This window comes from Pseudomonas sp. FP198 (assembly GCF_030687895.1).
GTDB lineage: Bacteria > Pseudomonadota > Gammaproteobacteria > Pseudomonadales > Pseudomonadaceae > Aquipseudomonas.
Genome location: NZ_CP117452.1, coordinates 1011106 through 1037188 on the forward strand (window position 1 = coordinate 1011106; position 26083 = coordinate 1037188).

The following is a 26083-nucleotide window of genomic DNA, read 5'->3' on the forward strand; positions in this document are numbered from 1 at the left end:
GCGCGGAACCACCGTCGTGACCCAGGCGGTGGACGTGATGCGTGACCTGGCCCGACACATGCAAACCGCCGGTCAAGGTATCGAGGCGCTGAACGAGCAGTCCCTGGTCATCGGGACCATCGTCAAGACCATCAGCGGCATCGCCGAACAGACCAACCTGCTGGCGCTCAACGCGGCCATCGAGGCTGCTCGGGCCGGTGAGCAGGGACGGGGTTTCGCAGTGGTCGCCGATGAGGTCCGGCAACTGGCCTCGCGAACCAGCCAGGCGACCGACGAGATCATCGGCGTGGTCCGCCAGAACCAGGACATGGCCCGCAATGCCGTGGCGCTGATGACCGACGGCCAGCATCAGGCCGAACAGGGCCTGGCCCTGGCAGCCGAGGCGGGAACGGTCATCGTCGAGATCCAGGACGGGGCGAAAAAAGTGGTGGATGCGGTGAGCCAGTTCGCCAATCAGTTGTCGACTTGAGAACTTGCTGAGTGAGCCGCCTTCGCGAGCAGGCTCGCTCCCACAGTTGATCGGGGTTCACAGGTATCCCGATCACGCAGATCCATTGTGGGAGCGAGCCTGCTCGCGAAGGCGTCAGCCCATCCACCATCAAACCAGGCGGGCCTTACCTGATCCGCGCGCGCTCAATCCCCCAGCGCCTCTCCCTCACGCCGCGGATCCGCCCCGCCGGCCAGTGAAGCCTTGCCTTGCGCATCGCGCACCCGAACGATCGCCTGGGTGCCGCTGGTCATGTCGATCTCGCTCACCGTGTGGCCCTGGTCTTTCAGCGCCTGGATCAACGTCGGGCTGAACTGGCCTTGCTCCAGTTCGGTGGCGCCGTTGCGGCTGCCGAAGTTGGGCAGGTTGATGGCGGCTTGCGGGTCCAGGTTCCAGTCCAGCAGGCCGATCACCGACTTGGCGACATATTCGATGATCTGCGATCCGCCCGGCGAGCCAATCGCGGCGAGGAATTCGCCACTCTGGCGATCGAAAATCAGCGTTGGCGCCATGGACGATCGCGGGCGTTTTCCGGGTTCGACGCGGTTGGCGACTTTCTGTCCGTTCTCTTCGGGTATGAACGAGAAATCGGTCATCTGGTTGTTGAGCATGAAGCCCTGCACCATCAAGTGCGAACCGAAGGCCGACTCCACCGTGGTGGTCATCGACACGGCGCCGCCCTGGTCATCCACCGCCGCCACTTGCGACGTGGAAATGCGCAGGGGCGAGCGGTCCGGTGCGTAGGCCACCTGGATACCCGGCGGCGTGCCGGGCTTGGCGATGCCCATGCTGCGTGGTCCGATCAGGCTCGCGCGACTGGCGAGATAAGCCGGATCGACCAGGCCCTTGAGCGGCACCGGGACAAAGTCCGCATCTGCGACATACTGGGCGCGGTCGGCGTAGGCCAGGCGTTCAGCCTCGGAAATCAGGTGCACCGCTTGCGGCGCCGGCTCGATACCCGCGGGCTTGTCTGACGGCAGCGGTTTCAACGGCGCGAGGGCCGAGCGGCTGTCGTGATGTTCCAGGGCCTGCAATGTCCCGAGGATCTGCGCCACGGCGATCCCGCCGGACGACGGTGGCGCCATGCCACAGACTTGCCAGCGCTTGTAGTCGGTGCACAACGGCGCGCGTTCCCGGGCGGCATAACCCTTGAGGTCGCTCAGCGAAAGGCTGCCGGGATTGCCATGGCCTTGCACTTTGGCGACGATCTCCGCAGCCACCGGCCCTTCATACAACGCGCTGGGACCTTCGTGGGCAATACGCGAAAGTACGCCGGCCAAGGCAGGGTTTTTCAGCAGCGTGCCCACCGCTTTCGGGCTGCCATCGGCGTTGAGGAAATAGGCGGCCATCTCGGGCGAGCTGGGCAAGGCTGTATCGGCGGCGATCATCGAGTGCAGCCGGGGGGAAATCCTGAAGCCCTGTTCCGCCAGTTTGATGGCCGGCTCGAACAGCGTCGCCCATTCCAGGCGACCGTGTTTGCGATGAGCCAGTTCCAGCGCGCGCAACACGCCAGGCGTGCCTACCGAACGGCCGCCGATCTGCGCGGCGGCAAACGGCAAGGGTTTGCCGTCGGTCTGGATGAAGAGTTTTTCGCTGGCGCCGGCCGGTGCCGTTTCGCGACCGTCGTAGGTGCGCACCGCCTTGCCGTCCCACAGCACAATGAAGGCGCCACCGCCGATGCCGGAAGACTGCGGTTCCACCAGCGTCAGCACCGACTGCATCGCAATCGCCGCGTCGATGGCCGAGCCTCCACGCCGGAGCATTTCCCGCCCGGCCTCGGCCGCCAGAGGATTGGCCGCAGCGGCCATGTGCCGGTCGGCGTGGCGAGTCTGCAGGTCGGTGCGGTAGCCGGAAGCGATTTCCGGAGCGGTGGGCAATGGCGGGGCGGTTGTGGAGGCGGGCGGCGTCTTACAGGCAACGAGTGTCAGGGCGACGGCCAGCAGTGAAACGGCTGACAGGCGATGAAGATTCGGTTTGAGGGCTGAAAGCACGTGTCGCTCCATCCATGGGCCAGGGATATTGAGACCGACTGTAGCGATGCGGGACGTGGCGTGCAAATCAGCAAGGGCGTGCTTCTTTCAATCAGCGCTTTTCTGCTTCGCTCCCATAGGCACGTCAGGCATTCTGCGCCTGGAGAAAAATCGAGAACAGCTCGGACTGGGACTTGATCCCCAGTTTGCTGTACATGTGCTTCTTATGGACCTTCACGGTCTCGACAGAAATTTCCAGCTTGCGGGCGACTTCCTTGCTGGAGCAGCCACTGAGCATCAAGCGCCCGACATCCAACTCCCGCGCCGTCAATTGCGCGCCTTTGAGCTGCTGCACTGACGCTTCCAGCTGCACTCGCCAGTCGACTTGCGACGGTGCTGGCGCGAGGGCCACGACCTCATTGATTTCGTAAGGCAGGCGCTGGCGCAACAGGCCGAGTACCCAAGGCTGGATCAGCGACAGCAGTGCGATCTGCTCGCCACTGAAGCGCTGCTTGCTGCCCAACGACAGACACAGCGTGCGGTCGCCTTCGAGCTGGCAATTGAACTGGATTTCATCGGATACCACATTCAGCCGAAAGTAGCGTTGGTAGTACTCGGTCAGCTCGAAATGTTCCGGCGCCACTTCCGACAGGCGATACAGCCCGGTGCGCGACTGCTCGCGACAGGCGATGTAGAACGGATCGAGCAGATACAAACCGCGCAGGTAGTCCTGGAACAACTGATCGGGGCTGCCGTCCGCGCCCGGGCACTCGGCGAACACTTGCGGGCGCTGATCGGCACTGAAAAGCAGCGCCACCCAACTGTCGAAGGGGACGTACTGATCCAGCAACCGTACCAGCTGCGTCCAGAAATTGGGCTTGTCCAAGGCGTCGATCAGTTGCCCGACCGAGCGGTGCCACGCGATGTCATCCAGCGAAAGTGTCATGCCTCTACCCCTATCGGGTTACCCCAGCGGCGTGATTTCCCGGCCGCGGGCTTGCTGCGCATACTGGCGCACAGACACCGAGCGGGCAATCTTTCTACCCGCCGATCAAGAACAAGGAATACCCATGAAAGTCGAACTCGCCCAGTTGGCGGGCCGTGATAACGCCACGGCTTACAACCTCGAACGCGCGCTCAAGGCGATTGCCGCGTGTGCCGCCGATACGCAGATGATCGTGTTCCCCGAAACCCACCTGATGGGTTTTCCGTCGCTTGAGACGGTGGCAGAAACCGCCGAACCGCTGGACGGACCGACCGTCAGCGCGGTACTCGCTGCGGCTCGGGAACATGACGTTGCCGTGGTGATCGGCGTGGCCGAGAACGACCGCGGCCACTTTTACAACACCACGCTGCTGATCACGCCACAAGGCATTGCGCTGAAGTATCGCAAGACACACCTGTGGGCATCGGATCGCGGGGTGTTCGAGCCCGGCGACCGTTACGCCACGTGTGAATGGAAGGGTGTGCGGGTCGGCCTGCTGATCTGCTACGACATCGAATTCCCGGAAACCGCCCGGGCCCTGGCGCAACTGGGGGCCGAACTGCTGATCGTCACCAACGGCAACATGGACCCCTACGGCCCGACCCACCGCACCGCCATCATGGCCCGCGCCCAGGAAAACCAGGCGTTTGCGCTGATGGTCAACCGGGTGGAAGAGGGCGACGGCGGATTGGTGTTTGCAGGCGGCAGTGCGTTGGTGGACCCGCTGGGCAAGTTGTTGTTCGAGGCCGGGCGGGAGGAGGGGCAGTTTGCGGTGGAACTGGACCTGAACCAGTTGACGGCGGCGCGCCATGATTATCGGTATCTGGATGATCAGCGCCTGAAGTTGCCGGGGGAGATTGTCGAGCATGCCTGTGGGACGCGCGAGCTGCTGATTCCTGCGCGTTGATCCTGATCCTGTATTGGCAGTGGCAGGACTGACGCCTTCGCGAGCAGGCCCGCGCCCACACTGGATGTGTGAACGCCCGAGATCAAACTGTGGGAGCGGGCCGGCCCGCGAAGAGGCCCTGAGCAGCAACACCTCTTCGTTGAAGAAAAAAACAGAACAACAACGTAACACCCGAAAACTTGCGCCGAACTCGGCTCTGCCATAAATCCAATAATTCGGAGTAGTCGCTCATGGCTCGTTTACAACGCACCCTGTCATTGGGGTCGGTGGTGCTGTTCGGCATCGCTTATATGACACCGATCATTGTCCTCGGCACCTTCGGCATCCTCGCTCAATCCACCGCCGGCATGGTCCCCGCCGCTTACCTGGCGGCATTGGTGGCGATGTTTTTCACCGCGATGAGCTACGGCCGAATGGCCGCAGCGTTCCCCGTCGCCGGTTCTGCCTACAGCTACGTGCGCAAGGCGATCAGCCCGAAACTCGGGTTCATCGCTGGTTGGGCGGTGCTGCTCGATTATCTGTTCCTGCCCATGGCGATCTGGCTGATCGGCGCGGCCTACCTCCACTCCGCATTCCCGGCGGTGCCGCAGTGGATCTGGGTGCTGCTGTTCATCGGCATAACCAGTGCGATCAATATCGTCGGTCTGAAACTGGCTAACGGTATCAACGCGTTATTGATGCTGGTGCAGTTCCTGGTACTGATCGCCTTCGTTGCGCTGTGCGTTCATTACATCGGCGGTGACGGGAGCACACCGTTGTGGTCGGTCAAGCCGTTCTTCAACGGTGACATGCAGATGCCGCTGATCATGAGCGGCGCAGCCATCGCCTGTTATTCATTCCTCGGGTTCGACGCGGTCAGCACCTTGACCGAAGAAACCCGCGACCCGCGCCGGACCATTCCGCGCGCGATCATGCTGATCACCCTGATCGGCGGATTGATCTTCGTCAGCGTGTCGTATTTCGTGCAGATTGCGCATCCGTCGTTCCAGTTCGACAGCGTCGATGCGGCGGCCTATGAAATTGCCCGCAATATCGGTGGCGACCTGTTCGTGTCGATCTTCCTGATCGGCCTGATCGTTGGCCAGTTCGCGTCGGGGCTGTCGGCTCAGGCCAGCGGCTCGCGCCTGCTGTTCGCCATGGGCCGTGACGGTGTGCTGCCAAAATCGTTCTTCGGTACCTTGCATGAGCGCTTTGGCACGCCGATCAACAGCATCCTGTTGTGCGCCGTGGTCGCGTTGCTGGCGCTGAAACTGGACGTCACTACCTCCACCTCGTTCATCAACTTCGGCGCGTTCCTGGCGTTCAGCCTGGTGAACCTGTCAGTGATCTTTCACTACTGGATCGGCGCAGAGAAGAAGGGCCTGCGTGAATTCGTATTGTTCCTGCTGTTCCCGTTCATAGGGTTGGCAGCGGATGTCTGGCTGATGGTCAGCCTCGATCACCTGGCGATCTACCTGGGCCTGAGTTGGCTGGCGATCGGCGTGGTGTACCTGGCGGTGCTGACGGGCGGCTTCCAGCGCCAGCCACCGGAGATGGATTTCCAGGAGACTGCATAACCGCACTGCAACCTGGAGGGATATACGAAGGAGGGGAGAAGGAGATACAGCCAGAAACAAGAAAGCCCGCACTAGGCGGGCTTCTTGTTGTTCAAAGATATTCGAGAACATCTTTGAACAGGACTTGGTGGCTACACAGGGACTTGAACCCCGGACCCCAGCATTATGAATGCTATGCTCTAACCAACTGAGCTATGTAGCCAAGTGGCGCGCATTATTCGCTGGTAACGAAGATGTGTCAAGCGTGAATCGAAAATATTTCTCTGCGCTTTCAACCGCTTATCCATCCTCGTCGGTAACGCTCGTCAGCCGAGTTGAAATCTCCCCGTGTTCGCGCTCAAGGCCTGGCTGCCTTGGCTCAATGTGTCCGCCGCCAGGTTCACGGCGCGGGCACCTTCCAGCAGGCGCATGGCGGCCTGATCGACTTGTTGGATATTGCCGCTGACCTCGTCGGCGGTGCTGGCCTGTTCGTCAACCGCGGTGGCGATTTGCGCCAGGGTATCGGTGACGCTTTGCACGGCGCTGGCAATTTCGCCCAGTCGTTCGCCAAGCCCCGTGACGGCTTGGGCGTCGGTCTGGGCCTGGCCGCAGGCGGCTTCCATCAGGCTGACGGCCTCGTTGACCGTGGCGCGCAGACTGTCGACGGTGCCGGCGATCTGCTGCGTCGAGGACTGGGTGCGCTGCGACAGGCTGCGCACTTCATCGGCAACCACGGCAAACCCGCGGCCTTGTTCGCCGGCGCGGGCGGCCTCGATGGCGGCGTTGAGCGCCAGCAGGTTGGTCTGCTCGGCCACGCCACGAATGGTGTCGACCACCAACTGGATCTGCTGGCCCTGCTCACTGACCCGGCCCAGTGCCGCGGCGGTTTCGTTGAGACGCTGGTTGAGCTGCTGGATGCTCGCCGTGGTGCGCTGGCTGTCGCGACTGCTGTCGGCGGCGATCTGGCGGGTCTGTTGGGCGCTGTCGGAGGCCTGTTCACAACTTCTCGCGACGCCTTGGGACGTCGCCGCCAGTTGCGTCGCGGCGGCGGCGATCTGGCTGATCTGGATCTGTTGTGCCTCGACCTCGCCCAGGGCCCCGCTGGAATGGGTGTTGAGGGTGCGCACGGCATCGCTCAGTTGCAGGGTCTCGTGGTCGACGCCCAGCAGGCTGTTACGCAATTGCACCACGGCGACGTTGAGAGCGGTGCTGATCGCCGCCAGTTCGTCGCGGCCCTGCACCGGCACTTGCACGCTCAGGTTTCCGTCACGCAGGGCTTCGGCCAGCACGGTGATGCCGCTGGCGCTGCGCCGGATCGAGGTCTGCAGGCAGATGAACAGATACAGCGCGGCCAGCAGCAGGCAGCCCAACACGGTGGCCACCAAGGTGAACTGGCGGATCGCCGAGCTGTGATAATGCTCCAGCCGGCTATCCAGAGCGATCAACGATTGTTGGCGCAGGGTCGCCAGATCGAGGAGGAGCGCATCCATCTGTTTCTCGAAGCCTTCCGGCTTGAGATTGATGGCGCCGCCAAACACGCCGTCATCGAGGATTTTCAAACCGCCGTCGAGGTTTTTCAGGCTGCCCTGGAACTGGCCGGCCCAGGTCTGCAATTCGCTGGGCAGGCGCGTTTCCAGCAGCGCACCGGTCTTGACCAACTGGTCCCGGGCATCGCCGATGCGGCTGCGCAAGTCGCGCAGTTGCAGGCGGCTCTGCAAAGTGAACTGGCCTGACACCACCGAGGCCTGGCCAACGCTGGCCAGGCGGCCGACACGTTCGATCAGGTCGGGTGTCTGCTGGGTCGAGATCTGGGTCAACAGATAGGTTTCCAGCCAGGAGGCGAGTGTCAGGCGATTGTCCATGACGATCTGTTCACGCAACGCTTGCAGTGCGCCGAGGGCCGCGGTGAAACGATCATAGCCGTCCGGCCACCAACCGACGGTGCCGAGGCTTTTGGAATCCAGGCCGTTGAGGCTGGTTTGCAATGTCTGATAGCGGGCGAGCGTGTCGGCCTCCGCGCCTTCGGCTTGCAGGGTCGCGCCAAGGTCGCTGGCGGCCTGGTTGAGCGCCGGTTGCACGGCCTCGAACGCGGCCATGGCGGCCAGTGTCGCCGGGGTCGGTTGGCGGTTGGTTTCCGTTGCTCGCCAGCGCGCCGCGCGATTGCGCTGGGCGGCGAGCAGGTTGTCCAGGTTGTCCAGCGCCAGCAACTGACGCACCCCGGCACGTTCCCCGGAAATCAGGTTGAGCTTGTCCCGGTAATCCTGGCCGATCAGCCACAGGCTGCCCATGAGCGGCAGGATGAACAACAGGAACAACAATTGGAATTTACGGGCGAAACCAAAATGCCCCAGCAACCGGATGCCCGGTGATAGAAAAGCCTGCATGCCCATACTCCCCTGAACACCCTTTGCACTGTTTTTGTGCGTTTCGACACGCGTGTCGAAACAGGTGCCCTTTTAAAAGGCCTCGAAAGTTTGTTCAGGCTGGCTCTGTGGGCCTGCTCTGTAGCGAAACTTCCCATTCTCGGTCTCCTTTGTAAGGAGCCGCGTCGTAGAGCATAAACAAGGCAAGATTCAGACCATGGCGTTGCGCTATCACCTTGTTCGGCGACTATTTTTTATAGGTAGATAGCAAGCTAAGGGGATAGCCTTGCCGCACCGAAAAATGGCACATTGACGCACCTGCCCGTGTGCACCCATCCGCCGTATGGAAACTCCCATGGCTATCAGCAATACCCAGGCCGACACGACGTCGCCAGCCGCCACGCCCCAAAGCAGCCCGTTGGTCATGCGCATCATTGGTGCGGTGGCGCTGGCCCATCTGATCAATGACCTGATCCAGGCCGTGCTGCCGTCAATCTATCCGATGCTCAAGGAAAGCTATGGCCTGACATTTACCCAGGTTGGCCTGATCACGCTGACCTTCCAGCTCACGGCCTCGCTGCTGCAGCCCTGGGTGGGTTATCACACTGATCGGCACCCCAAGCCCTGGCTTCTGCCAGCGGGTACGATCTGTACCCTGGTTGGTATCGTGATGATGTCGATGGTCGGCAGTTTTGCCTTGATCCTGCTGGCGGCCGCGCTGATCGGCATCGGCTCCTCGACCTTCCACCCCGAGGCATCGCGCGTGGCACGCCTGGCCTCCGGCGGCCGCTACGGTTTGGCGCAATCGACGTTTCAGGTGGGCGGGAACGCCGGCTCCGCCTTCGGGCCGTTGCTGGCGGCGGCGATCATCATTCCCTACGGGCAGGGCAACGTGGCCTGGTTTGGCTTGTTCGCGCTGTTCGCCTTGTTCGTGCTGTACCGCATCAGCCGCTGGTACGCCAATCACCTGAACCTGTTCAAGCTCAAGCAAGGCCAGGCGGCGACCCACGGCTTGTCCAGGGGCCGGGTCTTGAGCGCCTTGGTGGTGCTGGGGTTGCTGGTGTTTTCCAAGTATTTCTACATGGCCAGTTTCACCAGCTACTTCACCTTCTACCTGATCGAGAAATTCGACGTGTCGGTGGCATCATCCCAGTTGCACCTGTTCCTGTTTCTTGGCGCGGTAGCGGCCGGAACGTTTTTTGGCGGACCGATCGGTGACCGGATCGGACGCAAGGCGGTGATCTGGTTCTCGATCCTCGGCGTGGCGCCATTCACGCTGATCCTGCCCCACGTCGACCTGCTGTGGACCAGCATCCTCAGCGTGGTGATCGGCTTCATCCTGGCCTCGGCGTTCTCCGCCATCGTGGTGTATGCCCAGGAACTGGTGCCGGGCAACGTCGGGATGATTGCCGGCGTGTTCTTCGGGCTGATGTTCGGTTTCGGCGGGATTGGTGCTGCGCTGCTGGGGCATCTGGCAGACATCCGGGGCATCGAATATGTGTACTGGTTGTGCTCGTTCCTGCCGTTGCTTGGGGTGCTGGCGATTTTCCTGCCGAGGACCAAAAAGGCCTGAGGGCGCAATGCTCCATCCTGATATTCATTTCTGACCGTGGCGAGTTGAGCAAGCGTCCTCGCTACGGTCCTCAGACACTCGCGATAATCTGGCACGGATGCGGACGGTGAGGCTTCTTTGTTACTCTGAGCGCCTTCTATCATGGACGGATACTGGACAAGCTATGGCTGGACACGCCCCTTCACGCCTTGGACAAACACTGCTGGGCCTGCTCTTCGCCCTGATTGGCATTGTTTTGTTGGGCGGCACCGTTCTTCTCATCCTCGAACGCCAGGAATTTCTCGCCCGAGCGCAGATCGCCGATGGCATCGTCAGTCGGTTGAATGCCGGTGGTTCTCACCCTGAAATCGCGTTCACTACCGGCAAAGGTGAAAAAATCTCCTACCCCCAGGGCGGCTTCATCTTCGGCTATGAGCCGGGGCAGCCGGTGCGAGTGTATTACTTGCCGGAGCAGCCGGCCGACAACCCCCTCATCGTTGATCGAGGCGCCCTGTGGGGGACGCCTGTGATGCTGGGGGCAATGGGGCTGTTCTTCACGCTGGTCGGCTCGCTGAAAGCCATCCGCCAGCGCGGTCGCGGTGCGGTTCATTCACTTAAAGGACTTTGAACGTATGAGCTATAACATCCCGATCCCGGTCAACAAAAGTCGCTGGACATATCAGACCGCCAGCGGTGGCGGTCTGACCGTGGTCATGGTGGCGGGCAGTGGCGGCTCAATCATCCTGCGTTCGCCCGAGGGCGAGGACATCAGTTACCGCTATGGCGGCGTCGGTGTAGGTGCGGGGGTTGGCGCGCGATTGCCGCGCTTTGGCAAGATCAATATCCAGATCAAGGGCAAGAGCGTATCGGGTGCGGGTGCGGCGGAGTCTTTTTTCAGCATTGGCAGGGTGTTTGTCAGCGACGCCCTGGCCGATCGCGACCTCACCAGCGACGATATCACGGGGCCTTGCATGTATACCGAAGCGGGCTTCGGATTGGTGGGAGGTGTTTCGGGCACTGCTCTGCTGTTCGGGCTCGATCCGAAGCTGTTGGCATTGTCGGTGGCCCTGAGCTCCAACCCGGCGACCTCGCTCATTGCGTCCGCCACGGTCAGTCGCCGATTGGCTCTGTCAGCCAAGGGAGCGCTGCTCATGGGGGGGGTGAACGCTGGCCTGCAGGCCGGTGGTGGCGCTGCGATCTATATGGGCTATCTTTTTTAGCCACGGCGGGGTTGATCGCACAAGGCGCTTTGCCACCCACCGTCACCGATCCGTAGTCGTTACCAAGTTCGAATAGACGAATCACCCTTCACCTGACTGAGTCGTTGGCTCGCTCCATGTACGGGAGCGAGTCGATGATGCCGGTCACCCACACTCCCCGACGCCAGATCAGCTCCTTTGGTCGTCTTCCTCCAGTCGCAAGTGAACTTGCCGCTCGTGGATATCTCCGTAAAAAAGCGATCATCTCGATCAGCTCCGACGAGGCCAGTGGCCACCAAAACCACTGGTCTTGCTCATGGTCGGGCGGCGTGCAAACCCTGATCGCTTTACTAGAGTGACGAATCCAGCACCCATTTAAAGGATTAAACCATGGCAACTACCGACAGCACGGGGACCAGTTCCCATATCGTGAGAACGGGCCCGGGCACTGTCCAGGTCGACCTCACCGGCCATTCCGATGACAACCAGAGCATCATTATCCAGCCGGACGGAAAGATCCTGATTGGAGGTTATACCGAGTACCTGGCGTGGGGTTACCCCGGCGCGCCAGGCGAGGAAAGCTACGGCTACGAGCAGAACCATTCGGTTGTCCGCCTGAACGCCGATGGCAGCCTGGACACCGGCTTCCACGACGGCGGCGTCGACATTGTTCCTGCCACGATGGCCCCGTCGTCCCGCTACGAGCTGACGGCGGTGCAGGCCGATGGCAAGGTGCTTGTCGCTGTCGCGCTGAACACCGGCATACAGGTGGAGCGCTTCAACAGCGACGGGACACGCGATGCAGCCTTTGGCCAGAACGGCGCCGTGACGGTCGCCATCAGCCATGACTTCAAGGACATCGACCTGACGGCCAACACGGACGGCACCTTCCAGGTCAGCGCGCGCGGGTTCGACCAGGCCACTGTCACCAAGGTCGGCGATGACGGCACCCTTGTCGACGGCTTTGGCAACGAGGGCGTACTGACCGTCAATATTGCCGAAGACCCGTATTTCAACGGAGCAATCTCTACGGCGGTGCAGGCCGATGGAGGTGTCGTGGTCGGGGCTGCCTACAATGCCGCCGGGGCGGGTGATCCGACGTTCGCATTACAGCGCTACAACCCCGACGGTCAATTGGACACCCGTTTTGGTGACAACGGTGTCCTGCACCTGAGCGCCGCGATGGGTTTTGGCGAAGACTCGACGGTCACGGTTCAGGCTGACGGCAAGATCATTGTCATGGGCCACGCTCAGGGCGGTACCTTGGCCACCATCGCACGATTTAACGCTGACGGGTCCTTCGATACCCACTTCGGCGATAACGGCAGGGTGACCTTCGAGGCCGACACGCCAGTGGCGTTGACGGTACAGGCAGATGGCAGGATCCTGGCCGCCGGCACGAGCAACGGCGATTTCAGTGTCATCCGCTTGAACGCCGATGGCAGTCTGGACAGCAGTTTCGGCAGCCAGGATGGCAAGCTCCATGTGGATGGGTACGCCGGTGAGGAAATCCTGCGGGGGACCGATGCCGCCGAAATCATCCACGGCCTGGCCGGAGACGATGTGCTCCAGGGCAATGGCGGGCGTGACGTTCTGCAAGGTGGCGCTGGCGCGGACATCTTCCGCTTTACCGAACTGAGCGACAGCTTCCGCACGGCTGCGCTGAACAACAGCGACCGAGTCCGGGACTTCGATGTCTCACAGGACCGCATCGACCTGATTGGCCTGGGCTTCACCGGGATTGGCGACGGCCATGACGGCACCTTGGCCATCCAGGCCAGCGCGGACGGCACCCGCACCTACCTCAAGAGCTACGACGCCGATGCCGCCGGGCAACGCTTTGAACTGTCCTTGGACGGCAATCTGGTAGGGCTACTGAACAGCACCAATCTGGTGTTCAGTGCGCCCATCATTGAAGGAACGTCGGCCAGCGATACGATCAGCGGTTCTGCCTTGTCTGAAGTCATCCATGGTCTGGACGGCAACGACCGTATCAACGGCGGCGCTGGGGCGGACGTGATCATCGGCGGGAAGGGCGCCGACCGTCTGAACGGCGGAGACAGGGCCGACATTTCGTTGTGGACGGATAACCGTGAAAACGCCGACCTGTTCCGCTATGTCTCCACCGAAGACAGCTATCGCACCGACAGCCAGAGCTTTGCCGACCTGATCGAAGGCTTTACGGTTGACGATCGGATTGATGTATCAGCCTTGGGCTATAGCGGTTTTGGCGACGGTACGGACAGCACGCTGAAGATGGCTTACAACGAGGAACTGGATCGCACTTATCTGAAGGATGCGCAGGCCGATGCGCAGGGGCACTGGTTTCAGATCGCGCTTGCGGGGGATTGGCGGGAAAGCCTTGGCGAAGACAACATGGTTTTTGCTGCCCCTGCTGCTCCCGACGCCGGGTTAGGGCTGGTTGGGGTAGCGCCAGAAGTCGACCAGTGGCATTTGTTGGGCTGACGTACACAGAAAAACACCGCGTGGCAGGCAGTCGCTGCCACGCGGTGTTTTTTCATTTCAGACGTTGAAGCGGAAGTGCATCACGTCGCCATCCTTGACGATGTATTCCTTGCCTTCCAAGCGCCATTTACCGGCTTCCTTGGCACCGGCCTCGCCCTTGTACTGGATGAAATCCGAGTAGGCGATGACTTCGGCGCGGATGAAGCCTTTTTCGAAGTCGGTGTGGATCACGCCGGCGGCTTGCGGGGCGGTCGCGCCAACACGAACGGTCCAGGCGCGGACTTCTTCGACACCGGCGGTGAAGTAGGTCTGCAGGTGAAGCATTTCGTAACCGGCGCGGATCACGCGGTTCAGGCCAGGCTCTTCCAGGCCCAGGGCCTCGAGGAACATGTCCTTCTCTTCACCGTCGTCCAGCTCGGCGATTTCCGCTTCGATCTTGTTGCAGACCGGAACGACCATGGCGCCTTCTTCTTCGGCGATGGCCCTGACCACGTCCAGATGCGGGTTGTTCTCGAAACCGTCTTCAGCGACGTTGGCGATGTACATGACCGGCTTGGTGGTCAGCAGGTGGAAGCCCTTGATCACCAGTTTTTCATCGGTGCCCATGTTCTTCATCAGGCTGCGGGCAGGTTTGCCTTCGGTGAAGTGGGCGATCAACTGCTCAAGCAGGCCCTTCTGGACTACTGCGTCCTTGTCGCCACCCTTGGCGTTGCGAGCGACTTTCTGCAGTTGTTTTTCGCAACTGTCGAGGTCGGCAAAAATCAGTTCCAGGTCGATGATTTCGATGTCGCGTTTCGGGTCGACGCTGTTGGAAACGTGAATCACGTTTTCGTCTTCAAAGCAGCGCACCACGTGGGCGATTGCATCGGTTTCACGGATGTTGGCCAGGAACTTGTTGCCCAGGCCTTCACCTTTCGAGGCGCCCGCCACCAGGCCGGCGATATCGACGAATTCCATGGTGGTCGGCAGGATGCGCTTGGGGTTGACGATGGCTGCCAGGGCTTCCAGGCGCGGGTCGGGCATCGGCACGATGCCGCTGTTCGGCTCGATGGTGCAGAAGGGGAAGTTCTCGGCCGCGATCCCGGATTTGGTCAGGGCGTTGAACAGGGTGGACTTGCCGACGTTAGGCAGGCCGACGATGCCGCAATTGAATCCCATGGTGTTTCCCCTCGGATAAGTGTCAAGCCTTCTGGCTGTGCAGGTTTTTCATCGCACGGTTCCATTCACCGGCGAGGATATCCGGCAGCACGCCGAGGGCAAAGTCGATGCTGGCATCGAGTTTTTCCTGTTCGGCGCGAGGCGCGCGACCCAGGACAAAGTTTGAAACCATACTGGCAACGCCCGGGTGGCCGATGCCGAGCCGCAGGCGGTAGAACGTATTCTGATTGCCCAGTTGCGCGATGATGTCGCGCAACCCGTTGTGACCGCCATGGCCGCCGCCCTGCTTGAGCTTGGCAACGCCCGGAGGCAGATCGAGTTCGTCGTGGGCCACCAGGATTTCTTCAGGCTTGATGCGAAAGAAACCGGCCAATGCCGCCACGGCCTGGCCGCTGCGGTTCATGTAGGTGGTGGGAATCAACAGGCGAACATCCTGACCTTGATGCGAAAAGCGCCCGGTCAGGCCGAAATATTTGCGATCGGCAGCCAGGCTGACGCCTTGGGCGTGCGCGATGCGCTCAACAAAAAGGGCCCCTGCGTTATGCCGGGTCTGTTCGTATTCAGCGCCTGGATTTCCCAGGCCAACGATCAGTTTGATGGCAGTCACGATAGGGGCCCTTCCTGGAGTGTGGATAACATGTCGCGGTCAGGTGTGTGGCGACAACGAACGAAAATTGCGGATCTACCGTTAAGTAAACTTCGCGTTCTTGCCCGTTGTCTCGCTACGTTCCAGTCCGCGATGTTTCCGGTCACCCCGGCGACAGAGTGAAATTACTCTGCAGCGCCTTCTTCAGTAGCTTCTGGAGCAACACGTGGAGCGTGGACGTTGGCAACAGCCTTGTCATCACCGTGAGCCAGGGCAACAAACTCAACGCCTTTAGGGGCCTTGAGGTCGGACAGGTGAATGATCGTGCCGATTTCGGCGTCAGCCAGGTCGACTTCGATGAATTCAGGCAGGTCTTTCGGCAGGCAGGAAACTTCCAGTTCGGAAGTCACGTGCGAGATCTCGCCGCCTTTCTTGACCGGAGCAGCTTCGTTGATGAAGTGCACTGGAACAACAGCAGTCAGCTTCTGACCGGCAACAACGCGGACGAAGTCAGCGTGCATCACGTGGCCTTTGGCCGGGTGACGCTGCAGGGCTTTGATCACGACGTTTTGCTTGGTGCCACCAACGTTCAGCTCGATGATGTGGCTGTAGGCCGCTTCGTTTTCGAGCAGTTTGGCAACTTCTTTGGCCAGCATGCTGATGGACTCAGGGGCTTTGTCGCCACCGTAGACTACAGCTGGAACCAGGCTTGCGAGACGACGCAGGCGGCGGCTCGCACCTTTCCCCAGGTCGGAACGCACTTCAGCATTCAGAGTAAAATCGTTCATGTTGTATCTCCAAAATAGCCATGACCGAGTGGCGTTTGCGACCAGCGCCAGGCACGGTATGGGCAAAAAAGCCCCGCCCCGACAGGTGATGCCGGGGCGGGGCGCTTTTCGTCAACGAGACATCCTGGAAAGGGCAGGGCCCTTAACGGAACATCGCACTGATCGATTCTTCATTGCTGATGCGGCGAACCGCCTCGGCAACTACCGGTGCGATATCCAGTTGACGGATACGCGCACAGGCTTGTGCTGCAGCGGACAGCGGGATGGTATTGGTTACCACCAGCTCGTCCAGCACGGAATTTTCAATGTTTTCGATCGCTCGACCCGACAGCACAGGGTGTGTGCAGTAGGCAAAGACCTTGGCAGCGCCATGCTCTTTCAGGGCCTTGGCCGCGTGGCACAGGGTGCCGGCGGTATCGACCATGTCATCGACCAGAATACAGGTACGCCCTTCGACGTCGCCGATGATGTGCATCACTTCGGAGTGATTGGCCTTCTCACGGCGTTTGTCGATGATACCCAGATCCACGCCCAGGGATTTGGCAACAGCCCGTGCACGCACGACGCCGCCGATATCCGGGGACACGATCATCAGGTTTTCGAAGCGCTGATCTTCAATGTCATCCACCAGGACCGGGGAGCCGTAGATGTTGTCCACGGGAATATCGAAGAAGCCCTGGATCTGGTCAGCATGCAGATCGACCGTGAGTACACGATCGATGCCGACCACGGTGAGCATATCGGCGACGACTTTCGCACTGATAGCCACACGTGCGGAACGCGGACGGCGATCCTGACGGGCATAACCAAAGTAAGGAATAACAGCAGTAATACGAGTAGCCGAGGAGCGGCGGAAGGCATCAGCCATCACGACGAGTTCCATCAGGTTATCGTTGGTCGGAGCGCAAGTCGGCTGAATAATGAAGACGTCTTTACCGCGAACGTTTTCATTGATCTCGGCAGTGATTTCGCCGTCGGAGAACTTACCGACAGAAATGTCACCGAGAGGGATATGCAGCTGACGTACTACACGCCGAGCCAGATCGGGGTTGGCGTTCCCCGTAAAGACCATCATCTTGGACACGCGCAGTACCTGAAGGCTGAGGGTATACCTGGATGAGTATAGGAAAATGGCAGGGGCGGCTGGATTCGAACCAACGCATGGCAGGATCAAAACCTGCTGCCTTACCGCTTGGCGACGCCCCTGTATCTGTTGCTGCGAGTGCCCAGCACTCGATTCCTTTTAGAGCAGACTTTGCAGCTTGCGATGCAACATCGAAACGTTGCTTCCCTTTGCTACAAACCCTGTAAGGGTCTCTGTCAGAAGGGCCGAGACTTTATCAGCTTCAGCTTTGCTTGGGAAGCCCCCAAACACACAACTTCCAGTTCCGGTGAGTTTTGCTTCGGTAAATTTACCTAGCAAATTCAAAGCGTTACGAATATCTGGATAACGCCTTGCTACCACCGGTAAGCAGTCATTTCGACTGTTTCCCTTGGGAACGGGGCGCACTTTAATGGGCTCCGAGTTACGTGTCAACAGCGGATCTGAAAAAATTTCTGCTGTACTTACAGATACTTGCGGCACCAGTACCAGATACCAGGGTTCTTCGGGTTCCACCGGGGTGAGTTTTTCCCCGACGCCCTCGGCAAAAGCCGCGTGGCCACGCACGAAAACCGGTACGTCGGCGCCCAGTGTCAGGCCCAGCGCCGCCAGGCGATCCTGGTCCCAGCCAAGCTGCCACAAATGGTTGAGGCCCAGCAGAGTCGTCGCCGCATTCGAGCTGCCGCCACCGATACCGCCGCCCATGGGCAGGATTTTTTCGATCCAGATGTCGATGCCCAGCGAACAACCGGATTGCTCCTGGAGTTTCTTCGCGGCCTTGACGATCAGGTTGCTGTCATGGGGTACGCCGTCGAACTCGGTGTGAAGATGGATCACGCCGTCATCGCGCACGGCAAAGGTGATCTCGTCGCCGTAGTCGAGGAACTGAAAAATCGTCTGCAATTCGTGGTAACCGTCCGGACGCCGGCCGAGGATATGCAGCATCAGGTTGAGCTTGGCCGGGGAGGGCAGCGTCAGGCGTGTTGCGCTCATGTCATTGCCCCAGCTTGCGCGGCTGCCATTGCTTGATGACCAGCGTGACGTCGAGGTTGCTGCCGTGCAGCTTGATGCGCTCGGGCAACCAGTAACCGTTCTGCTGGGCATAGCTGAGGTATTCGATCTGCCAGTCGTCCTGTTCCAGATTGGACAGGCGACTGTTGGCATCCAGGGTCAGGCGGCTTTTGCTGTCCGGCGCCGGCAGGCCGCGTACCCACCAGGTGAGGTGCGATACCGGCAGTTTCCAGCCCAGCTGTTCTTCCAGCAGCGCCTCGGGGCTGGGCGCCTCGTAGCGTCCCTGGTTGGCAACTTCCAGCGAAACCTGGCCTGGCCTGCCGGTCAGCCGCGCCGCGCCACGACCCAGCGGGCCGGAAAGGCGGATGTCGTAGTAATCCTGGCGCTGCAGCCAGAACAAGGTGCCGCTGCCCGAGTCTTTAGGCGCGCGAATGCCGATCTTGCCGTCGATCTGCCAGCCGTCGAGGCCGCTCAGTTGTTCCTTGTGCACGCGCCACTGGGCCTGGTTGCCTTGGCCCTGGACGGATTCACGGGCGCCGAAGCCCGCGCAACCGGCGAGCAGGGCGATGAAGCTGAAGACGATGAAGTGGCGCAAAAACATGGCTTAAAGAGTCTCTGATCCGGTCAGGCGTTTGATGGTGCTGCGCAGAATCGGGCTGTCGGGCTGTTCCTTGAGGAATTTGCTCCAGATCTGCCGGGCTTCGCGTTGTTTGCCGTTGGCCCACAGGACTTCACCCAGGTGAGCGGCGACTTCCTGGTCGGGGAAGCGCTCCAGGGCCTGGCGCAACAGGCGTTCGGCTTCGTCGAGATTGCCCAGGCGGAAATTCACCCAGCCAAGGCTGTCGAGCACGGCAGGGTCTTCCGGATTGATCTGATGGGCTTTCTCGATCAGCACCTTGGCTTCATCGTAGCGGGTGGTGCGATCCGACAAGGTGTAGCCGAGGGCGTTGAGCGCCATGGCGTTGTCGGGATCACGCTGGATGATCAGGCGCAGGTCCTTTTCCATCTGGGCCAGGTCATTGCGTTTTTCCGCCAGCATGGATCGGGTATACAACAGGTTCAGGTCGTCCGGGTATTGCTTCAAGGCTTGTTGCAGCACGGCCCAGGCTTTGTCGCTCTGGTTGTTCGCCGCCAGGGTCTCGGCCTCGATCAGGTAGAGCTGGATGCCGTAGTCCGGCTGGGTGTCGCGCTGGATGGCCAGGCGACTCTGGGCCTCGGCCGCCCGACCATTGCCGATCAGGATGTCGGCCTGGCGCAACTGCGCGGGCAGGTAGTCGTTACCCGGGCCGACCTGGGCGTACTCGATCAGCGCGCTCTCGGGGTCGTTGCGTTCTTCGGCGATGCGCCCCAGGTTCAGGTGGGCCGAATCGACGTGGCTTTCGCGGGCGATCAGGTCCTCCAGATAACCCTTGGCTTCTTCCCAGGCCTTGGCTTCCAGGCAAACCAGCGCCAGGGAATAGCGCAGGTCGTCGTCTTCAGGATACTGCTGGACCAGGCTGGAGAACTCGACCTTGGCGTCGTCCATGCGATTGTTTTCCACCAGCATGCGTGCATAGGTGAGGCGCAGGCGTTTGTCGTCCGGGTATTTCTTGATGCTTTTTTCCATCAGCGGCAGGGCTTCATCGCCGCGATTCATGCTTTGCAAGAGGCGGGCGCGCAACAGGATAGGCGCCACTTCGCCGGGTTCCGGCGGGTTGTCTTCCAGCAGCGTGAGGGCGCCCTGGGTGTCGCCGTTCTGTTGCAAGAGCAAGGCCTTGCCGAAAATCAGCTGCCCGTTGTTCGGGTGACGCTGCAGCAGGCGGTCGAAACTCTTCATCAGGCCGTCGCGGGTTTCCTGGTCGGTATCGGCCGCAGAAAGCGCGAGGAAATCGAAATGGGTATCGCCCTTGCCCAGCAGGACTTTCTCCATATACATCATGGAGTCGTCGTAACGGCCGGCGCGCGCCAGCTGCACGGCGGCGGCGCGTTGCGCTTCGAGATCGTCGGGAGCGTTCCTGGCCCAGATCAGCGCGGTATCCAGCGCGGGCTGGTCGGCCCCCAGGTATTCGGCGATGCGAAAGGCCCGCTCGGAGATGCCCGGATCCTGGGTGTTGATGGCCTGGGTCACGTAGTTGTCCAGGGCAATATCGAAGCGATTGCGCTGGCCGGCGAGTTCGGCGCTCAACAGGCTGAAGACGGTTTCTTCGCTGAACGATCCGTAGACCTTGGGCTTTTCGGGGGCCGGGGTGCTGTCTTCGACCGGTGGCGTACCGTCCGTCGAGACGGGGGCCATGGACTGGCAGCCGCCGAGGAAGGCAAAAGCGAGGAGCAACGCGAAAGATCTATTCATATAGGAAGAGGGCGACTAACCTGCGGTCGGATCATCATGACACAAGCCATCGGCCAAACATAACCGAGTCTCGGTGGATGCCTCATAGGCACAGGTAATTGTGACAATAGTCGGTGGTGGTTGTTCTGAATCTGACGAAGTAGGACAATTGCCGGCTTCACGTCACCATCAGCGACCTTGAATGGCCTTCCTTGCACTTGGTATCAACCACAAGACTGCTTCAGTAGACGTCCGCGAGCGCGTGGCCTTTACGCCTGAGCAGCTGGTGGAGGCCCTGCAGCAGCTCTGCCGACTCACCGACAGCCGAGAAGCTGCGATTCTCTCCACCTGCAATCGCAGTGAGCTTTATATAGAGCAGGATCACGTTTCGGCCGATTCGGTGCTGCGCTGGCTGGCCCAATACCATGATCTGAGCCTTGAAGAGCTGCGCGCCAGTGCCTATGTGCATGAGGACGATGCGGCAGTTCGTCACATGATGCGTGTCGCCTCCGGGCTCGATTCGCTGGTGCTGGGCGAACCGCAGATTCTCGGCCAGATGAAATCGGCCTACGCCGTGGCCCGCGAGGCCGGAACGGTTGGCCCGCTGCTGGGGCGTCTGTTCCAGGCCACCTTCAATGCCGCCAAGCAAGTACGCACCGACACTGCCATTGGCGAAAACCCGGTGTCCGTGGCGTTCGCCGCCGTCAGCCTGGCGAAACAGATTTTCAGTGATTTGCAACGCAGCCAGGCGCTGTTGATCGGCGCGGGCGAGACCATCACCCTGGTCGCCCGGCACCTGCACGACCTCGGCGTGAAGCGCATCGTGGTCGCCAACCGTACGCTGGAGCGCGCCAGCACCCTGGCCGAGCAGTTCGGCGCTCATGCAGTGCTGCTCTCGGACATTCCCGCCGAGCTGGTGCACAGCGACATCGTCATCAGTTCCACCGCCAGCCAACTGCCGATCCTCGGCAAGGGCGCGGTGGAAAGCGCCCTGAAGCTGCGCAAGCACAAGCCGATCTTCATGGTCGACATCGCCGTTCCCCGTGACATCGAACCGGAAGTGGGCGAACTCGACGACGTTTACCTCTACAGTGTCGATGACCTGCACGAAGTCGTCGCCGAGAACCTCAAGAGCCGGCAAGGCGCTGCCCAGGCGGCGGAGGAAATGATCACCGTTGGCGCCGAGGACTTCATGGTGCGCCTGCGCGAGCTGGCGGCGGTGGATGTGCTCAAGGCGTATCGTCAGCAAAGCGAGCGGCTGCGCGACGAAGAACTGCAAAAGGCCCAGCGCCTGCTGGCCAACGGCGGCAGTGCCGAAGAGGTGTTGGTGCAATTGGCGCGTGGCCTGACCAACAAATTGCTTCACGCGCCCAGCGTCCAGCTCAAGAAGCTGACAGCCGAAGGCCGCCTCGATGCGCTGGCCATGGCCCAGGAACTTTTCGCCCTCGGTGAAGCTTCACCGGATGGCTTATCGGATAAGAAACCGCAATGAAAGCGTCACTGCTCAATAAGCTGGACATTCTCCAGGACCGTTTCGAGGAACTGACCGCCTTGCTGGGCGATGGCGAAGTCATTTCCGACCAGAACAAATTTCGCACCTACTCCAAGGAGTACGCGGAAGTCGAGCCGATTGTTGCGACCTACAAGCAGTTGCTCAAGGTGCAGAGCGACCTTGAGGGCGCCCAGGCGCTGCTCAAGGACAGCGACCCGGACCTGCGCGAGATGGCCGTGGAAGAAGTTCGCGAAGCCAAGGAGCAACTGGTCGAGCTGGAAAGCAACCTGCAACGCATGCTGTTGCCCAAGGACCCGAACGACGGGCGCAACGTGTTCCTCGAAATCCGCGCCGGCACTGGCGGCGACGAGGCGGCGATCTTTTCCGGCGACCTGTTCCGCATGTATTCGCGCTACGCCGAGCGTCGCGGCTGGCGGGTCGAGATCCTCTCGGAAAACGAAGGCGAACACGGCGGCTATAAAGAAGTCATCGCCCGGGTCGAGGGCGATAACGTCTATGGCAAGTTGAAGTTCGAGTCCGGCGCCCACCGCGTACAACGCGTGCCGGCCACCGAATCCCAGGGGCGCATCCATACGTCCGCCTGCACCGTGGCGGTATTGCCCGAGCCGGACGAACAGGAAGCCATCGAGATCAACCCGGCGGACCTGCGGGTCGACACCTACCGGTCCTCCGGCGCGGGCGGCCAGCACGTGAACAAGACCGACTCGGCGATCCGCATCACGCACTTGCCTTCGGGCATCGTGGTGGAGTGCCAGGAAGAGCGCTCCCAGCACAAGAACCGCGCGCGGGCGATGGCCTGGTTGTCGGCCAAGCTCAACGACCAGCAGACCAGCGCCGCCGCCAATGCCATCGCCAGCGAACGCAAGTTGCTGGTGGGCTCGGGCGACCGTTCCGAGCGGATCCGTACCTACAACTTTGCCCAGGGCCGGGTCACCGACCACCGTGTCAACCTGACCCTGTATTCCCTCGACGAAATTCTTGCAGGTGGTGTCGACGCCGTCATCGAGCCCTTGCTCGCTGAATACCAGGCCGACCAGTTGGCCGCGATTGGCGAGTAAGCAGAGGTAAACCCATGACCATCATCGCCAGTTTGCTACGTGCCGCAGAATTGCCGGATTCGCCCACCCCACGACTGGATGCCGAGCTGCTGCTGGCCGCCGCCCTGGGCAAGTCCCGCAGCTTCCTGCACACCTGGCCCGAGCGAATCGTGCCGAGCGAGGCGGCGCTGTTGTTTTCCGAATACTTGCGTCGCCGTCGCTCCGGCGAGCCGGTGGCTTATATTCTCGGGCAGCAGGGCTTCTGGAAGCTCGACCTGGAAGTCGCGCCCCATACACTGATCCCACGACCCGACACCGAACTGTTGGTCGAGACCGCACTGGCATTGTTGCCAGCCACGCCCGCCCGGGTCCTCGACCTTGGCACCGGCAGCGGCGCGATTGCCCTGGCGCTGGCCAGCGAGCGTCCGGCCTGGAACGTCACGGCGGTCGACCGGGTGCTGGAAGCCGTGGCCCTGGCCGAGCGCAATCGCCAGCGCCTGGGCCTGCGTAATGTCACGGTGCTGAGCAGCCATTGGTTCAGCGCCCTGGAAGGCGAGCGTTTCGACCTGATCATCAGTAACCCTCCTTATATAGCCTCCAGCGATCCGCACCTGGCCGAGGGCGATGTGCGTTTCGAGCCGGCCAGTGCGCTGGTGGCGGGGCCGGACGGTCTCGACGACTTGCGTGCAATCATCGCCCAGGCCCCTGATCATCTCGGCGCAGGCGGCTGGCTGATGCTCGAGCACGGCTATGACCAGGCCGAGGCGGTGCGTGGCCTGTTGCAAAAGCAAGGGTTTGCCGAGGTCCACAGTCGCAAGGATCTGGGTAATCATGAACGCATCAGCCTGGGACGCCTGCCGTGCTGAATGATCAAGAACTGCTGCGCTACAGTCGCCAGATTCTGTTGCAGCACATCGACATCGATGGGCAACTGCGCCTCAAGCAGGGCCGCGTATTGATCATCGGCCTCGGTGGCCTGGGCGCCCCGGTGGCGTTGTACCTGGCCGCCGCCGGCGTCGGCGAGTTACACCTGGCGGATTTCGACACGGTCGACCTGACCAACCTGCAGCGACAGATCATTCACGACACCGCTAGCGTCGGCCTCACCAAGGTCGATTCGGCGGTGCGTCGCCTGACCGCCATCAATCCCGAGGTTCGCCTGGTTTCCCATTCGACCGCCATGGATGAAGACTCCCTGGCCGGCGCGGTGGCGGCGGTGGATGTGGTGCTCGACTGTTCCGACAACTTTGCTACCCGCGAAGCGGTGAATGCGGCGTGTGTCACCGCCGCCAAGCCCCTGGTCAGCGGCGCGGCGATTCGCCTGGAAGGGCAGTTGTCAGTATTCGATCCGCGCCGTCCCGAAAGCCCTTGCTACCACTGCCTTTACGGGCACGGCAGCGAAGCCGAGCTGACCTGCAGCGAAGCCGGTGTGCTTGGTCCGCTGGTGGGTTTGGTGGGCAGTCTCCAGGCGCTCGAAGCCTTGAAGTTGCTGGCGGGTTTCGGTGAGCCACTGGTGGGGCGCCTGCTGCTGATCGATGCCCTGGGCACGCGTTTTCGCGAATTACGCGTCAAGCGCGATCCGCGCTGCAGTGTCTGCGGTAACCGGCATGCGTGAGGCGCCGGTCGGTGTGTTCGACTCGGGTGTCGGCGGGCTGTCGGTGCTGGGGGAAATCCGTCGGTTGTTGCCCAATGAGTCGCTGCTGTACGTTGGCGACTGCGGACATATTCCTTATGGCGAAAAAAGTCCGGAATTTATCCGGCAGCGTTGCGCGGTCATAGCCGATTTTTTCCGGCGCGAGGGCGCCAAGGCCCTGGTGGTGGCCTGCAATACCGCGACAGTCGCCGGGGTGGCTGACCTGCGTCGCGACTACCCCGACTGGCCCATCGTCGGTATGGAGCCGGCGGTCAAGCCGGCTGCCGCCGCGACGCGAAGCGGCATCGTTGGCGTGCTGGCAACGACTGGCACCTTGCAGAGCGCCAAATTTGCCGCGTTGCTCGACCGCTTCGCCACGGATGTCCGCGTGATCACCCAGCCCTGTCCGGGACTGGTGGAATTGATCGAGGCGGGCGACCTGCACAGTCCGGCCTTGCACCAACTGCTACAAGGCTACGTCAACCCGTTGCTGGCGGCTGGCTGCGACACACTGATCCTTGGCTGTACCCACTATCCATTCCTCAAGCCGTTGCTCAAACAGATGATTCCGGCCCATATCAGTCTGATCGATACGGGCGCCGCCGTGGCCCGGCAACTCCAGCGCCTGTTGGCGGAGCGGGCGCTACTGGCCGAAGGGCCTGCCAGCGAAACTCAATTCTGGAGTAGCGCTGATCCGATACATTTAAGAAAAATCCTACCGATGCTATGGAATTCGTCTGGCATTGTGCGAAGCTTCGTTCTGTAAAAAAACGTGAAAATTATGTGAATCGTGCTGAACTTCTGATTTGGCGTGGATTTCTATAGCTGTGTCTTCTGTAAGAAAAACTAACTAAGACTGTCGGAAAAGGATGTTTCTAATGAAGCGTTTATTCTGCTTTGCCGCGTTTGCGGCTGCGTTGCTGGGGCACACTTACACCGCACAGGCGGCGGGCGTGGAATTTGGGGTTGGCCAGACCGGCGACTCGACCATGACCTATCGCCTGGGCATGCAATTCGATTGGGACAAGAGCTGGCTGCAGAGCGACGTGGGTCGCTTGACCGGTTATTGGAGCGGTGCCTACACGTACTGGGAGGGGGACGAAACTTCGAGCAACCACAGCCTGTCGTTCTCGCCAGTCCTGGTGTACGAGTTTGCCGGTCAGAACGTGAAACCTTACATCGAGGCGGGTATCGGTGTTGCGCTGTTTGAAAACACTGAAATCGAAAGCAACAAACTCGGCACCGCGTTCCAGTTCGAAGACCGCATCGGTTTTGGCCTGCGGTTCAATGGCGGGCATGAAGTCGGCATTCGTGCCACCCACTATTCCAACGCCGGCATCAAGTCGGCCAACGATGGCGTGGAGAGCTACGCATTGCACTACACGATGCCGCTGTAACTGAGAAACTGTGGGAGCGAGCTTGCTCGCGATAGCGGTAGGTCAGTCGGTCAAGTATCGCCTGGACCACCGCTATCGCGAGCAAG

23 protein-coding genes, 2 tRNA genes and 1 pseudogene are annotated in these 26083 nt (G+C 61.1%); 14 read left to right on the forward strand and 12 right to left on the reverse strand.

The features are described 5' to 3' along the window. Positions 1 to 37: 37 nt before the first annotated feature. Positions 38 to 469: pseudogene (locus PSH78_RS26590) on the forward strand (methyl-accepting chemotaxis protein); the annotation flags it as partial. 164 nt (positions 470 to 633) lie between these two features. Here the strand turns inward: PSH78_RS26590 and ggt are convergent. Both ggt and PSH78_RS04740 read right to left on the reverse strand, forming a co-directional pair. Further along, positions 634 to 2478, reverse strand: coding sequence for a gamma-glutamyltransferase (ggt, locus tag PSH78_RS04735; protein WP_305498819.1), 1845 nt, complete (start codon positions 2476 to 2478; stop codon positions 634 to 636). A 124-nt stretch (positions 2479 to 2602) separates the two neighbouring features. Next, positions 2603 to 3403 carry a LuxR C-terminal-related transcriptional regulator gene (locus PSH78_RS04740; RefSeq protein ID WP_305498821.1) on the reverse strand — a complete coding sequence of 267 codons (801 nt, stop codon included), beginning with the start codon at positions 3401 to 3403 and terminating at the stop codon, positions 2603 to 2605. 124 nt (positions 3404 to 3527) lie between these two features. Here PSH78_RS04740 and PSH78_RS04745 point away from each other — a divergent pair, with 124 nt between their 5' ends. Next, positions 3528 to 4349: a carbon-nitrogen hydrolase family protein gene (locus PSH78_RS04745; protein WP_305498822.1), complete on the forward strand. Its 822-nt coding sequence runs from the start codon at positions 3528 to 3530 to the stop codon at positions 4347 to 4349. A gap of 230 nt (positions 4350 to 4579) precedes the next feature. Further along, the gene (locus tag PSH78_RS04750) at positions 4580 to 5905 is read left to right on the forward strand and encodes an APC family permease (RefSeq protein ID WP_305498823.1); all 1326 of its coding nucleotides are present in this window, start codon (positions 4580 to 4582) and stop codon (positions 5903 to 5905) included. 125 nt (positions 5906 to 6030) lie between these two features. Here the strand turns inward: PSH78_RS04750 and PSH78_RS04755 are convergent. Together PSH78_RS04755 and PSH78_RS04760 are read right to left on the reverse strand one after the other, a co-directional pair. Beyond that, a tRNA-Met gene (locus tag PSH78_RS04755) sits at positions 6031 to 6107 on the reverse strand. A 103-nt stretch (positions 6108 to 6210) separates the two neighbouring features. Then, a complete protein-coding gene (locus PSH78_RS04760; RefSeq protein WP_305498824.1) occupies positions 6211 to 8268 on the reverse strand; it encodes a methyl-accepting chemotaxis protein in 2058 nt (685 codons plus the stop codon). 334 nt (positions 8269 to 8602) lie between these two features. On the opposite strand from PSH78_RS04760, the gene PSH78_RS04765 reads away from it, so the two are divergent. The 5 genes from PSH78_RS04765 (at position 8603) to PSH78_RS04785 (ending at position 13464) form a co-directional block, all read left to right on the forward strand. After that, positions 8603 to 9820, forward strand: a complete 1218-nt coding sequence (locus PSH78_RS04765; protein ID WP_305498826.1) for an MFS transporter — start codon at positions 8603 to 8605, stop codon at positions 9818 to 9820. Positions 9821 to 9983: 163 nt separating this feature from the next. After that, positions 9984 to 10427, forward strand: a complete 444-nt coding sequence (locus PSH78_RS04770) for a DUF3592 domain-containing protein (RefSeq protein WP_305498828.1) — start codon at positions 9984 to 9986, stop codon at positions 10425 to 10427. A gap of 4 nt (positions 10428 to 10431) precedes the next feature. Then, positions 10432 to 11019 (forward strand): hypothetical protein, encoded by a 588-nt coding sequence (locus tag PSH78_RS04775; RefSeq protein WP_305498830.1) that lies wholly within the window; start codon positions 10432 to 10434, stop codon positions 11017 to 11019. A gap of 134 nt (positions 11020 to 11153) precedes the next feature. Next, on the forward strand, positions 11154 to 11357 hold the full coding sequence (locus PSH78_RS04780; protein ID WP_305498832.1) for a hypothetical protein: 204 nt from the start codon (positions 11154 to 11156) through the stop codon (positions 11355 to 11357). 31 nt (positions 11358 to 11388) lie between these two features. Then, positions 11389 to 13464 carry a calcium-binding protein gene (locus PSH78_RS04785; protein WP_305498834.1) on the forward strand — a complete coding sequence of 692 codons (2076 nt, stop codon included), beginning with the start codon at positions 11389 to 11391 and terminating at the stop codon, positions 13462 to 13464. A 57-nt stretch (positions 13465 to 13521) separates the two neighbouring features. Here the strand turns inward: PSH78_RS04785 and ychF are convergent, their stop codons facing one another. From ychF to PSH78_RS04825, 8 genes are all read right to left on the reverse strand, one after another. Next, positions 13522 to 14622 carry a redox-regulated ATPase YchF gene (ychF, locus tag PSH78_RS04790; RefSeq protein ID WP_305498836.1) on the reverse strand — a complete coding sequence of 367 codons (1101 nt, stop codon included), beginning with the start codon at positions 14620 to 14622 and terminating at the stop codon, positions 13522 to 13524. 22 nt (positions 14623 to 14644) lie between these two features. Further along, positions 14645 to 15229 (reverse strand): aminoacyl-tRNA hydrolase, encoded by a 585-nt coding sequence (gene pth, locus PSH78_RS04795; protein ID WP_047735973.1) that lies wholly within the window; start codon positions 15227 to 15229, stop codon positions 14645 to 14647. A 164-nt stretch (positions 15230 to 15393) separates the two neighbouring features. Next, positions 15394 to 15996 carry a 50S ribosomal protein L25/general stress protein Ctc gene (locus tag PSH78_RS04800; RefSeq protein WP_186612429.1) on the reverse strand — a complete coding sequence of 201 codons (603 nt, stop codon included), beginning with the start codon at positions 15994 to 15996 and terminating at the stop codon, positions 15394 to 15396. A gap of 142 nt (positions 15997 to 16138) precedes the next feature. Next, on the reverse strand, positions 16139 to 17080 hold the full coding sequence (locus PSH78_RS04805) for a ribose-phosphate pyrophosphokinase (protein ID WP_003171603.1): 942 nt from the start codon (positions 17078 to 17080) through the stop codon (positions 16139 to 16141). Positions 17081 to 17127: 47 nt separating this feature from the next. Further along, a tRNA-Gln gene (locus tag PSH78_RS04810) sits at positions 17128 to 17202 on the reverse strand. Positions 17203 to 17239: 37 nt separating this feature from the next. Next, a complete protein-coding gene (gene ispE / locus PSH78_RS04815; protein WP_305498839.1) occupies positions 17240 to 18091 on the reverse strand; it encodes a 4-(cytidine 5'-diphospho)-2-C-methyl-D-erythritol kinase in 852 nt (283 codons plus the stop codon). Position 18092: 1 nt separating this feature from the next. Continuing rightward, positions 18093 to 18710, reverse strand: a complete 618-nt coding sequence (gene lolB, locus PSH78_RS04820) for a lipoprotein insertase outer membrane protein LolB (protein WP_305498841.1) — start codon at positions 18708 to 18710, stop codon at positions 18093 to 18095. Between the two features lie 3 nt (positions 18711 to 18713). Then, a complete protein-coding gene (locus PSH78_RS04825) occupies positions 18714 to 20438 on the reverse strand; it encodes a tetratricopeptide repeat protein (protein WP_305498843.1) in 1725 nt (574 codons plus the stop codon). 181 nt (positions 20439 to 20619) lie between these two features. Here PSH78_RS04825 and hemA point away from each other — a divergent pair, with 181 nt between their 5' ends. The 6 genes from hemA (at position 20620) to PSH78_RS04855 (ending at position 25997) form a co-directional block, all read left to right on the forward strand. Then, positions 20620 to 21909, forward strand: coding sequence for a glutamyl-tRNA reductase (gene hemA / locus PSH78_RS04830; RefSeq protein ID WP_305498845.1), 1290 nt, complete (start codon positions 20620 to 20622; stop codon positions 21907 to 21909). Further along, positions 21906 to 22988, forward strand: a complete 1083-nt coding sequence (prfA, locus tag PSH78_RS04835) for a peptide chain release factor 1 (RefSeq protein WP_305498846.1) — start codon at positions 21906 to 21908, stop codon at positions 22986 to 22988. Before hemA ends, prfA begins: the two co-directional genes overlap by 4 nt. A gap of 14 nt (positions 22989 to 23002) precedes the next feature. Continuing rightward, positions 23003 to 23833 (forward strand): peptide chain release factor N(5)-glutamine methyltransferase, encoded by an 831-nt coding sequence (prmC, locus tag PSH78_RS04840; RefSeq protein ID WP_305498847.1) that lies wholly within the window; start codon positions 23003 to 23005, stop codon positions 23831 to 23833. Next, on the forward strand, positions 23827 to 24582 hold the full coding sequence (locus PSH78_RS04845) for a molybdopterin-synthase adenylyltransferase MoeB (RefSeq protein WP_305498848.1): 756 nt from the start codon (positions 23827 to 23829) through the stop codon (positions 24580 to 24582). The genes prmC and PSH78_RS04845 overlap by 7 nt, the downstream gene beginning before the upstream one ends. Next, on the forward strand, positions 24575 to 25366 hold the full coding sequence (gene murI, locus PSH78_RS04850) for a glutamate racemase (protein WP_305498851.1): 792 nt from the start codon (positions 24575 to 24577) through the stop codon (positions 25364 to 25366). Before PSH78_RS04845 ends, murI begins: the two co-directional genes overlap by 8 nt. A 112-nt stretch (positions 25367 to 25478) precedes the next feature. Continuing rightward, complete coding sequence (locus tag PSH78_RS04855) at positions 25479 to 25997, forward strand: acyloxyacyl hydrolase (protein ID WP_305498853.1); 519 nt, start codon at positions 25479 to 25481, stop codon at positions 25995 to 25997. Positions 25998 to 26083: the final 86 nt, after the last annotated feature.